Source organism: Sporolactobacillus laevolacticus DSM 442 (genome assembly GCF_000497245.1).
GTDB classification, from domain to species: domain Bacteria; phylum Bacillota; class Bacilli; order Bacillales; family Sporolactobacillaceae; genus Sporolactobacillus; species Sporolactobacillus laevolacticus.
The window spans coordinates 218,883-230,479 of sequence record NZ_AWTC01000004.1 but is presented as its reverse complement, the minus strand read 5'-3'; the positions used below and the strand labels follow the sequence as shown (position 1 = coordinate 230,479).

Here is an 11,597-nt window from a genome sequence, read left to right as displayed (position 1 = left end):
CAGTCCTTTCTTATTTTGCACAGATTTGGCTCAATACCCGGTCAATAATTGCAACGCCCTGATCAATCTCTTCCTTCTTCACATTCAGCGGTGTAGCAAACCGCATGCCGTTATTGTGCACACCGCAGGATAGGGTCAGTAAATTATTGTTCAAACAGCCTTCTCTGACTTTTTCTAGAATATCGCCTGCCGGAGTTCCATCAGGATGTGAAAATTCGATCGCCAGCATTAATCCAAGTCCGCGGACATCGGAGATACAGCAGTATTTCTTTTGCAGTCTCACTAATTGATCCTTTAAATAAGTACCAGTCTTATTTACGTGATCCAGTAAGTGCGACTGTTGGAATTCATCCAACACCGCCAAAGCTGCTGCGGCACAAATGGGATGACCTCCGAATGTTGTTCCATGCATCCCTGGATGCCATTCGGCCATAATCTCCTTCTTCGAAACCACCGCACTCATCGGCAGACCACCGGCAATCGCTTTGCCAACCGTCAAAATATCCGGCACTACGTCAAAATGTTCACAGGCAAACATCTTGCCCGTACGTCCGTACCCGGATTGAATTTCATCCATAATCAGCAAAATGCCGTACTGATCACACCGATCGCGAATCCCCTGAACGAAGGCTTTCGTCGGGACGACATAGCCCCCTTCCCCTTGAACAGGCTCCATAATAATTGCCGCCACCTGATCAGGTGCAATGAGGTATTGGAACAAATGATCCAGTTCGTTCAGGCAAAACCGTGTTCTCTGCTCTTCATTAAATCCCTTTGGACAAATATCCTTTGATGGATAAGCCGTAAAATAGACAGAACCCACCAAGGGTTCATAGTACTTTCGATATTTTGCGTTCGACCCGGTCACCGACAAAGCACCGAATGTCCGTCCGTGGAAAGATCCTTGAAAGGCAATAATTGCAGGTCTTTTTGTATAAGCTTTGGCCAGTTTCAAAGCACCGTCCACCGCTTCAGCTCCGCCATTGGAAAAAAAGACGGAATTCAGCTGTCCCGGCGTGACTTCAGATAACCGTTTCGCAAGTTTAAGCGTGGTCGGGTAATTGACCACATTAAATGAGGCAGTGATCAGCTTTCCCGACTGATCTTTGATCGCCTCAACAATCTTCGGATGACAATGGCCTAGCGCATTGACCGCAATCCCCTGAACAAAATCCAAGTATCGGTCTCCATGGATGTCAGTCAAATAACACCCCTGACCGCTTTCCACAATCAGATTCGTCGCCTTGGCGAGCGCCGGACTCAAATAGGGCTGATAATCCTCGAATTTCATAAACAAGCCCCCTTTGCAACTGAAAACCCATTATCTATAAAAGTATTTGGTAAGTATAAAAATATGCCTCAGATTTTGAAAGCTGGATTTATTTTCAAAATCTGAGGCACTTTTATGATATGAACTTTGAATGATGCTGCACCAACTGCAGCTTCTTTCTTGATTTGTCTTGCTCATTCCTCTCAGGAAATTAATAATCATGACATTACTCAAATGCCACATGATGTCCCCAATTTATATTCTTTGTATTGCCGCTAATGTGGGAATCGATGGTATTGCCCCTAATTTTTGAACAGTCAATGAAGAGGCCTTGCTTGCAAAAACAATTGAATCAGTTAAATTGGAAAAATCTTTATTAAGCTGTGAACTAAGTGCTCCTATAAATGTATCACCAGCAGCGGTAGTATCAATTGTATGAACTGTAACGGCCTTGATAAAACCTTGTTCAATCGGGCCATAAAAATATGATCCGCTGGCGCCAAGTGTGATAATCACAGCTTTAACACCTTGGTTGATCAGCTTTTCAGCTGAACGTTTCATTGACTCCTCGTCAGTAATTTTTATGCCGGTTATAATTTCACTTTCCGTTTCATTTGGGATTATGAGATCTGTCAGCTTTAATAGCGATGGATTAATATGACTCTTTGCAGGCGCAGGATTTAAGATGGTTATGACATTATTTTTTTTAGCATACTGAAACGCCTTCACAGCTACACGTTCTGAAGTTTCAAATTGTGTAACTAAGAAATCAGACGATGTTATTTCAAATTGTGCTCTGTCAATGTCATCATCTGTAATATCATGGTTGCTTCCAGCATAGACAATGATGCTATTTTGACCATTATTATCCAATAAAATACAAGCCTCACCAGTGCTCAATTGATTGGAAATCGTAACATGAGAAGTATCGATACCATCTTTTTGTAAAACATCAATCATGGCTTTGCCATATTCATCGTTGCCGATTTTCCCAATAAATACAGTGTTTGCTCCTGACCGTGCTGCTGCTATGGCTTGGTTTGCTCCCTTACCGCCGCCTGCTGAACTTTTTATTCTGGTAGAGATCGTCTCTCCTTGCAATGGCAAATGTTCAACGTGAAAAATTGTATCAACATTTATGCTCCCTAGAACAGTCACTTTATTCATAATAAATCATCACCCGTTTCTTCAATGTAAAAATCATAGAATCAAGCAAAACACTCGATTCTATGGTATTGGAATTATTTATTGAGCGATGCAGTTGTTTCAAGTGAAAGCGGAGAATCAATGTGAGCTTCTACTTTTTTACCTGCAAAATAATCATATGCAGCTTGAAATTGTGAAGTTTTATCGATCTTCTCCATAAAGCGAACAAATTGGATTGGATTCAAAACTAACAGTTTGACCATTCTTAAGAAGTTTATAATCCTTTTCAGAAATCAGTCCAAGTGCACATATTTCTTCATCTGTAGCTGGGGACGGATATTTTCTGCGGGTTAACGGCCCAAACCGGCGTTTATTATAGAAACGCCAGATCCAAAGCGTTATAAAGAATATAAACCACAAAATCACACCTAAAGTAAAGAACATCTGAAGAGACGAATCATTAATATGAAGCAGCAATTTAATCCGATCAATAGTTATCCACTTGAGATGAAAAATAGCTGTAAAAAACAGCAAAAAAACAATCAATCCGTATAGCCAGACTATTGCGGTTAGTAAGATACTCAGCAACCGTTTCCAAAATGATGAATTGTGTTCAATAATTAGAGATTCCTGCCTATCCCTCGATCCGGACTTGACCACACCGCATACCCTCCTTTAATTCGTGATCGAACAGCTTTTGGAAGCGCAGCAATTACAACAAATGTGCTTAATATCCAATAAAAAACCGGATACCAGCATGACCAAATAAGATATTGCCGGACATTGTCATGCTTCGAATCCATCAAAGTGGCTGAAATCAATTGAAGAAAACTCATTGCTACCAACACAAATGAAGTTAATGATAGCCAAATTACATGTTCCTCCCATGAATGAGCAGTAATCTGCTTCCAGATCATTAGTATAATCCAGGAAAAAGACCAGAAGACACTTGCTGCTTGTTCAAGATAAATTGGCCAAATTCTTCTTTGTCTCCAATCGAGAAAAATTTTCCAGTGTCTCAACAGAACTTCCTCTCCTCCTTGAGCCCAACGTACGCGTTGTTTCCATATCCCACGAATTGTTTCCGGAACCAGCATCCAACAGAGTGCTCTAGGTTCATAGCGAATATCCCAGAAATGACGCTGAAGTTTCCATGAAACAGCAATATCCTCTGTAATCATATCGCGATCCCACAAACCAACATCAATAAGTGCTTTTTTACGGAAAGCAGCAACGACACCAGAAACAGTCATCACCTTGCCAATGATGCGCTGAGTCCGTTTTATTGAACCAATAATTGATGCATACTCAATAATCTGTAGCTTGCTGAGCAATGAACTCCGGTTACGTACACGCGGGTTCCCTGTAACGGCACCAACACGCTCACCTTTGTGAATAAAATGATAAACAAGATAATAAGCTGCATTCGGATCTAATATGGCATCAGCATCAATGCAAATTAAATATTCTGCACTAGATGCATGACAAGCGAGATGCAAACTATTTGCTTTACCACAATTTTCTTTACAATTAATTACACGCAGTTCTTTGTATTGACCAGCCAGATTTTCCAAAACATGTTCTGTCTGGTCCGTACTGCCATCGTTGACAGCAATAATTTCCTTTTTTGGATAGGGCATTTCCGATAGATGACGTATCGTTTCGCTTATTGTGGATTCCTCGTTATAGCAGGGAACCAAAAAACTCACCATCGGCCAGTCTATATGATCAAAATCAATTGATTCATGTCGCTCCCGGTAAATAAAAAACAAAAGTGCTCCTGCCATCCAGAACAAAGACATAATAAACGGATAGAAAAAAACAAATTGAGAAAATATACCAACAAAAAAACTTAAAAAAACCATCTTATCGCTCTTCTCCATAAAATCATTCAATAATCGACTTTTTCCCTTTCTTTATTCTATATTTTTCTCTAATTTTATCAATCTTTTGGCATCCCCCAAAATTACCTATTATCATAAATTTGTTAGTCAAATAGTCCACTTTAATCTTCTAATGATCACCAGCACATTGGACCTGGCAAGTATGTAAGTGTTGCAGATAATCTTAGCCTAATACAATTAGGTTTATGGCATGTGAACAATAACTGAACAATTGACAACGGACTTCATATCAGAAAATCAACTATTGCTTTGATTGAACGGAATAAACATCAATTATTGCAGCATCTACGCTGCTGTTTAGAGGGCAGCAAAATAAAAGGAAGTTCCCGAAGCAAAGAAAATCCGGCCATAAATTGCGGTCGGATCTTTTTTGGTAGATGACTCAACGCTCATTAAATCAATAGAAACTTTAGTACTGAATATGTTTTTCTGGTGTAATGATGGAAGAGGTTCAGCCAGTGATTAAATAATCATCCTCACTCTTCCTCGAAAAAATAAAAGTTTATAACACGTATATCATGCCTAGTGCTTCTCTTCACTTCCTGATACTTTAGCGAACATCAATGACAATAAAGCAATAAAACGGCCGCACCGTGAATATGCTTTCACATCAAAGTAAGCGGATGAACACTTAAAATCCCTTTCTAAGCAACAGAAAGAGATTTTTTATGGTTATTTTGATATTGTTTGCCGGATCAAAAATATTTCACTTTGAAGACAAGTTCTACATCTTGTTAAACTGAAATTCAATTCAAAATGCGTTAACTAAGATTGAAAGATGTTCATAACCTCTAGTCATCTTTTTAATTTTTTTACGCTAGATAAAATAGTTGGTCATGTTCAAATAGCATTTTTCACCCTGTTAATATCTAATGATATTATTTTCTACCATTATCATAGAAAACATCATCGATATTGTTTAATACGTTGGCATATCTTGCCGCAGCAAAGAAATAGTCGGATAATCGATTGACATATTTTAAAACTGATCCATTTATTGATGTTTCTTTTTGTAGAGCGACGATTTGCCGCTCCAGCCTTCGAGTTATCGTACGTGCAACGTGCAGGACTGCAGCCACGCGACTGCCGCCTGGAAGAATAAATTGCCTGATTTCCGGAGAATGGGCGCTGTAAAAGTCAATCCTCTGCTCGAGCCATTCCACGTGTTTTTCATTAAAAATGTAGGCGGGATGATTAGAAGGCGTTGCCAGGTCATGTCCTGCATCGAATAGAGATTGCTGGATTTCCTGCAATTCATTGATAAAGAGAGCTTCCCGATCGCTGCAACACGTAATGGTATAGCCCAGCCAGGCGTTCAATTCGTCCATAGTCCCGTAAGCTATAACTTGCTTGTCATCTTTTGAAACCTTGCTGCCACCAATCAATTGAGTGCTCCCCTGATCTCCACGCTTCGTATATAGCTTCATACTCCGTTTCTCCTTCCCTTTCATCAAATTACGTCTGAGCAGATTAGGTAATGACCGAATTATCTTTTGCAACGGCCGGATTATATCGAATATTGACCGGATTATTCGCGATAACGACCGAATTATTCAGAACGACGACCGGAATATCGTAAACAACGACCGAATTGCTTTTTAATTACCATTTTCAACCGCTTTTAAATCAAGGCCTGACTTTTTATAGTTCAGCATTTTGTAAAGAAGTTCGCTGATATATGCGCCTGCTTCGACAGGGGGTATTCCCTGCGCATGAATATTCGACACGACTGTCCGCCTCATCTCGGGCATCCCCATGGTTGGTCGATAAGCGATATAGGCGCTCATTGACTGAGCAGTCGCCAATCCCGGCCGCTCGCCGATCAACATGCACACGACATCAGCATCGGTGATTTCACCGACCTGGTCCATCACGCCTACCCGGCAATATTTGACAAAGATATGTTTTTCACAGTCTAGACCATAGTAATTTAATCCTTGCTTAATCGAAGGGATGATCTCCTTGATATTCGCTTCAATAGCTGCGGAACTTAAACCATCACCGACGACAAGCTGAATTTTCGGATGACCGGTAATTTGCTGCTTAATTTTCTCCTCATTCTCTTTTGAAAAACGGCGGCCTAAATCCGGACGCGTCAGGTACTCATCCTTTGACTGGCAAAACGTTTGGATCGCAATAAATTGCATTACTTTTATCAGCTCTGGATTGACATAAGAAAAGACAGAGTCTTGAGCCGCTGCATGGTCTGCTCTGAATCTCAGGATCGACTGCGTTTTATATCTTGGTCCGCAGCGCCAGAGACCGAGCCGCGCCGGCGTGAAGGATTTTATTTTCATATAGCCTTCACGGTTATTCGGATTTGGAACAAGAAGTTGTTCGCGCATATTGATTTGAGAAATATCACTTAGTATCTGCTCATTTTCTTTTTCCATATGATTCATCTCCTCAGCATTTGAGAAAAAATTTTAGACCCGTTCCAGAAAGATCGATGCATCACCGGCACGCTCTGATAAATGTCCATTCTCTGATATCCCTATTTTTTCCATCCAATCCTCAAATTCTTTGATCGGATGAAGACCAAATAATTCGCGAATCGTTGCCGTCTCCTGAAATCCCGTTGACTGATAGTTCAGCATCACGTCATCTGCATGGGGAACGCCCATGATATAGTTGCAGCCCGCAGAAGCCAAGAGTACGGTTAGATTTTCAGCATCATTTTGGTCCGCTTTCATATGGTTCGTATAGCAAACGTCGCATCCCATGGAAAGCCCGGTTAATTTACCCATAAAATGATCCTCCAGCCCCGCACGAATCACTTGTTTGGCGTCATACAAGTATTCTGGGCCAATAAAGCCGACCACCGTATTCACAAGAAATGGATCGAACACTCGTGCGAACCCATAACACCGGGCTTCCATCGTCACCTGATCGGCGCCAAAATTTGCTTCAGACGATAATTCAGAACCCTGACCGGTTTCGAAATACATCACATTCGGTCCCCAAGCCTGCCCCTGTTCTGCTGCAAGCTGCCGGGCTTCGGCCAACATACTTCGATTAATTCCGAAAGCGGTATTCGCTTTTTCAGAGCCCGCGATCGATTGAAAAATTAATCCGGCAGGCGCGCCTTTTCTTACCGCCTCCATTTGTGTCGTTATGTGGGCGAGCACAGACGTCTGAGTCGGAATAGCCCATTTACTTCGGAACTCCTCAAATTTGTTCAATATGTCCCGCACACTGTCTACCGAATCATTAACTGGATTCAGACCGATCACTGCATCGCCTGCACCCATGCTGAGGCCTTCCATGACCGAAGCCATAATCCCGTTCAGATCATCGGTCGGATGATTCGGCTGAAGACGTGATGAGAATGTCCCCGAACGACCGATCGTCGTGTTTGCAGTTTTTTCAATATGTATCTTTTTTGCCGCGTAAATTAAGTCCATATTGGTCATCAGCTTACAGACAGCCGCCACCATCTCAGAAGTCAATCCTCTTGAAATCCGCTGAATCTCAAGGTTTGTCGCCGCATCGGATAGCAGCCATTCGCGCAAATCTTCAACCGTCCAATTTTTTATCGATTGATAAATCCTCTGGTTCACACCATCAATTATCGTGCGCGTCACTTCATCGTCATCGTAAGGCACGGCAGGATTATTATAAAGGTCGTTGAGCGTTAATTGAGCGAGTACAATTTTGGCAGCCACACGCTCTTGAGCACTTTTTGCGGCGACCCCGGCCAACTGGTCACCTGATTTTTCTTCATTAGCCTTTGCTAGAACCTCTTTCACCGAATCAAATGCATACACCTGTCCGGTCAGCATGGTCTTTAATATCATTTAAACCACCTCGTTAATTTAATTAAATAGCAATGTTTTAACACTGACTGGCAGAACCGCCGTATGAGCAACCGGCTCACCGATATCGATATAATCACCGCTTGCCGCTCTAATGCGGTCGATACAGACATACGGGTACTTTCGCGGCAGATAAGTAAATAGGCTATGACCGAGAGCCTTGGCGACATCCTCATTTGTCACCACAATCAGCGGAACTCCTTTTTTGATTAACTCTTCAGCACCCAATCTGATTCCTCTCGCGCAAGATTGAAGTTGCGCAAACGATGGGCTGTTTAATCCAGTAATGTAAATAGCCACATTTGAAAGCACTCCATGAATACGAAAAATCTCCAGCTGATTTTTTATGCGGGCCGCAAGCCTGTCAGTATCCAACTTCGCATTTTCGACAGCAAGATGAAGAACCGGAATGTTTCGAATCGGGAGCACATTCTGCGTATAGGAAATGGTACTTCCACTGACAGTAACTGAATAGGATCCCGCCCCCACAACAGTGGCTCGAATGGTTTCACGCGAATGAACAACCGTTTTATGCTCAAAAATCAGCGATTCTCGAAGCTTGCGACCTAATAGCAACCCAATATCGCCGTAGCCGAACGGATTTTGGGGATCATCCTGCGCCATACAGTCCGCCACACCGCCCGAGAAAGTGATCGACCGGATCAGTGAAGGATTCAGTTTGGAAAAATCGTGATTCGTGATGAAGAGATCGAAAAAAGGATTCCTTTCACCAATTCCGACACTGTTCTCCAGCACGTGTACCAACACATCAATAATCGGATTCAGCTGTTCTGCCGATTGCAGCACGCTGCCCTCAAGAAGCCCGAGGTTCAACTGGTGAATTAAATGCTTGATTTTCGGGGCAATATAGCTCACTTCCAAGCTGGTCGGATTAATTCTGATTAACCGACCGCCTACATCGAAGCAGGCGGTATCCAGAACCTGATCACCATCCAGCGCAGCCAGATTCGTGGTCCCCCCGCCAATATCAAGGTTAATAACCGGGACTTTTTTTTCCTTAGAATACTTACCAGCTCCCGCACCCTTTGCTGCCAGAATACCTTCCAAGTCAGGCCCTGCTGTCGCAACGACAAAATCCCCGGCATCATGGCTTAGGGTCTGGATGACTCTCTCCGCATTTTCCTTACGGGCCGTTTCACCTGTTATGATAATCGCACCCATCTGTATCGTTTGCCTATCAATTCCCGCTTTCAGGTATTCCTGAGAGACAAATTGCGCAATGCGCGAATAATCAATGGTGTACCCATCCAATAAAGGGGTAAAAATAATACCACTTTGATAGATGATTTCTTTCTTTGAGATGACAATGCTCGGAACTGAAAACGAGGAAGCCTTGTTTTGAATCGTCAACCTGGTCAGAACCAATTGTGTTGTCGACGTTCCAATGTCTATACCCACACTTAAAACGGCACTTTCCAACTTCGATTCATTCCTCTCCATTTGCCAAATTAATGTGTTGCAGAAATACCAAGATATGCTATCATTTAATGCATGTTAGAAAACGTTACTTTTAGTGTTCATTTTAACTCATTTAATCGTCGAAAGAACAAAAAAAACTTATTTTTTCCTATGAATGTAAGGTGATGTAACACAAAAAGATGATAGTTAACGAGTGAACGTGTATGTTTTAGCTCCTCAGTCATTGAAATGCTTCATCTAAAAAGAATAACCGTTGCTCCGAAAATCCGTCTATTAAATTCGGAATTTTATGTATTATTTTATAAATCATAACGATATAGGTAGTGCAGCCGTAATTAACAATTATTCCAAAACAAAGGAGTTCCTTGTGTATGCTGCTATTCGGTATTCTGGTGAACTTGATCCTACTTGTCGTCATGTTTGCCATTATTTTCAAGGCAAACCGTTCCGTTCAGGGAGCCAGAGCTCAAAATGTTTCATCTGAGGATCTTAAGTCGTTCGGCTATAAACAGGAATTGTTGCGAGACATGGGCGGCTTTTCAAACTTCGCCGTCTCATTTTCAATCATTTCTATTCTAACCGGCGCAGTAACGCTATACGGCTACGGATTTAATCAGGGCGGACCGGCAATCATGGGTGTCGGCTGGCCGCTCGTTACACTGTTTGTTTTATTCATTGCTGCGGCAATGGCTGAACTCACGTCATCTATTCCAACATCCGGAGCAATCTATCACTGGGCATCGATTCTGGGGGGACCGAGATGGGGCTGGTTCACCGGTTGGCTCAATATCATCGGCCAAGTCACAATCGTTGCCGGAATCGACTTCGGCTGTGCCGGTTTCGCCTCTGCCTTGATCTTCGGCAATCCGACACATGTGCAAATACTGATTACCTACGCCGTCATTCTATTGATGCACGCGACGCTGAACCATATCGGTATCAATGTCGTTTCCAAACTGAACTCATTTTCAGCGATCTATCATATCATCGGTGTCTTTATCATTATTGGTGTCCTCACTGCTTTTGGTCCGCACCACGACGTCGGCTATCTCTTCAATGCAAATTTCTCAACAATGACAAGCGGCAGCATGCCTTACTGGTTTGCCTTTCTCGTTGGCCTACTGCAGGCGCAATGGACATTGACCGGATATGACGCTTCCGCACATACCAGTGAAGAAACAATCGATCCGAAGGTCAGAGCGCCATGGGGCGTTTATCTTTCTGTCGCCATTTCCGGCATCTTCGGTTTCATCCTTCTTGCAATTGTTACGATGTCGATCAAAGATCCGGCAGCTGTTGCCCAGGCTGGAAATAACGCCTTTATCGTTGCCATTCAGCAAGCCGTCGGCGGCTGGTTCGGCCAGGCGATGCTGTGGATGATCACCATTGCGATGTGGTTCTGTGGTCTTTCCTCGATCACTTCGTCCTCGCGTATGGTGTTTGCCTTCAGTCGTGACAAAGGGCTGCCGCTATCCCATATTTGGGCTCGTGTTTCCAAGAAATTCTACACACCAAATTACGCGATCTGGCTCGTTGCTCTGATTGCTTTCCTATCCGCCATCTTCAACAACGTCTATGCAGTCATTACGTCATTGAGCGTTATCGGTCTGTATGGTTCGTACTTTATTCCGATATTCCTGAAATTAAGAGCCAAATTTAAAGGTGCTTGGACAGAAAAAGACGATGGTCCATGGAGTCTGAAGGGATGGAGCAATCCGATCAGTGTCATTGCATGTGCATGGATTATTTTCCTGATCGTATTAATGACCATTTCGCCAAGTGATGTGGCAATCACAAGCAGCATCACCCTGCATTACGCCACCGGTAAAATCTTCATTTCTGTACTCGTTCTCCTGACAATCTACTTCTTTGCTTATGCGAAGAATCGTTTCGAAGGACCGCATTTAGGTTCTTACGCTGAAATCAGTCAACGCCTTCGCAAGAAGGATGATGCAACTGTTGTTACAGGAGAGACTGTGCAGCACTGATACTGATAGCAGGCGGATTATATTAATAAAATGA

General features: G+C 42.7%; 9 protein-coding genes. 1 reads left to right on the top strand and 8 read right to left on the bottom strand.

Translation table 11 applies throughout. From position 1 onward, the window contains the following. Positions 1-10: 10 nt before the first annotated feature. The 8 genes from P343_RS25030 to P343_RS24995 form a co-directional block, all read right to left on the bottom strand. Positions 11-1,291 carry an aspartate aminotransferase family protein gene (locus P343_RS25030; RefSeq protein WP_023509516.1) on the bottom strand — a complete coding sequence of 427 codons (1,281 nt, stop codon included), beginning with the start codon at positions 1,289-1,291 and terminating at the stop codon, positions 11-13. A 234-nt stretch (positions 1,292-1,525) separates the two neighbouring features. After that, positions 1,526-2,437 (bottom strand): ribokinase, encoded by a 912-nt coding sequence (gene rbsK / locus P343_RS25025; protein WP_023509515.1) that lies wholly within the window; start codon positions 2,435-2,437, stop codon positions 1,526-1,528. 180 nt (positions 2,438-2,617) lie between these two features. Then, complete coding sequence (gene pgaD, locus P343_RS25020; protein WP_023509514.1) at positions 2,618-3,076, bottom strand: poly-beta-1,6-N-acetyl-D-glucosamine biosynthesis protein PgaD; 459 nt, start codon at positions 3,074-3,076, stop codon at positions 2,618-2,620. Beyond that, on the bottom strand, positions 3,037-4,281 hold the full coding sequence (gene pgaC / locus P343_RS25015; RefSeq protein ID WP_031263734.1) for a poly-beta-1,6-N-acetyl-D-glucosamine synthase: 1,245 nt from the start codon (positions 4,279-4,281) through the stop codon (positions 3,037-3,039). The genes pgaD and pgaC overlap by 40 nt, the downstream gene beginning before the upstream one ends. Positions 4,282-5,198: 917 nt before the next feature. Next, positions 5,199-5,747 carry a cob(I)yrinic acid a,c-diamide adenosyltransferase gene (locus tag P343_RS25010; protein WP_023509511.1) on the bottom strand — a complete coding sequence of 183 codons (549 nt, stop codon included), beginning with the start codon at positions 5,745-5,747 and terminating at the stop codon, positions 5,199-5,201. 171 nt (positions 5,748-5,918) lie between these two features. Then, on the bottom strand, positions 5,919-6,713 hold the full coding sequence (eutC, locus tag P343_RS25005) for an ethanolamine ammonia-lyase subunit EutC (RefSeq protein ID WP_023509510.1): 795 nt from the start codon (positions 6,711-6,713) through the stop codon (positions 5,919-5,921). 33 nt (positions 6,714-6,746) lie between these two features. Beyond that, the gene (locus P343_RS25000) at positions 6,747-8,117 is read right to left on the bottom strand and encodes an ethanolamine ammonia-lyase subunit EutB (RefSeq protein WP_023509509.1); all 1,371 of its coding nucleotides are present in this window, start codon (positions 8,115-8,117) and stop codon (positions 6,747-6,749) included. A gap of 18 nt (positions 8,118-8,135) precedes the next feature. After that, entirely contained in the window at positions 8,136-9,575 is a 1,440-nt protein-coding gene (locus P343_RS24995) for an ethanolamine ammonia-lyase reactivating factor EutA (RefSeq protein WP_023509508.1), read from the bottom strand. A 371-nt stretch (positions 9,576-9,946) separates the two neighbouring features. On the opposite strand from P343_RS24995, the gene P343_RS24990 reads away from it, so the two are divergent. Further along, on the top strand, positions 9,947-11,563 hold the full coding sequence (locus P343_RS24990; protein WP_023509507.1) for an amino acid permease: 1,617 nt from the start codon (positions 9,947-9,949) through the stop codon (positions 11,561-11,563). The last annotated feature ends 34 nt before the right edge of the window (positions 11,564-11,597 follow it).

What these genes read in the sequence shown, in the direction of transcription:
- P343_RS25030 (WP_023509516.1), bottom strand. Translation starts at nt 1,291, where the DNA reads ATGAAATTCGAGGATTATCAGCCCTATTTGAGTCCGGCGCTCGCCAAG.
- rbsK (WP_023509515.1), bottom strand. Translation starts at nt 2,437, where the DNA reads ATGAATAAAGTGACTGTTCTAGGGAGCATAAATGTTGATACAATTTTT.
- pgaC (WP_031263734.1), bottom strand. Translation starts at nt 4,281, where the DNA reads ATGGTTTTTTTAAGTTTTTTTGTTGGTATATTTTCTCAATTTGTTTTT.
- P343_RS25010 (WP_023509511.1), bottom strand. Translation starts at nt 5,747, where the DNA reads ATGAAGCTATATACGAAGCGTGGAGATCAGGGGAGCACTCAATTGATT.
- eutC (WP_023509510.1), bottom strand. Translation starts at nt 6,713, where the DNA reads ATGGAAAAAGAAAATGAGCAGATACTAAGTGATATTTCTCAAATCAAT.
- P343_RS25000 (WP_023509509.1), bottom strand. Translation starts at nt 8,117, where the DNA reads ATGATATTAAAGACCATGCTGACCGGACAGGTGTATGCATTTGATTCG.
- P343_RS24990 (WP_023509507.1), top strand. Translation starts at nt 9,947, where the DNA reads ATGCTGCTATTCGGTATTCTGGTGAACTTGATCCTACTTGTCGTCATG.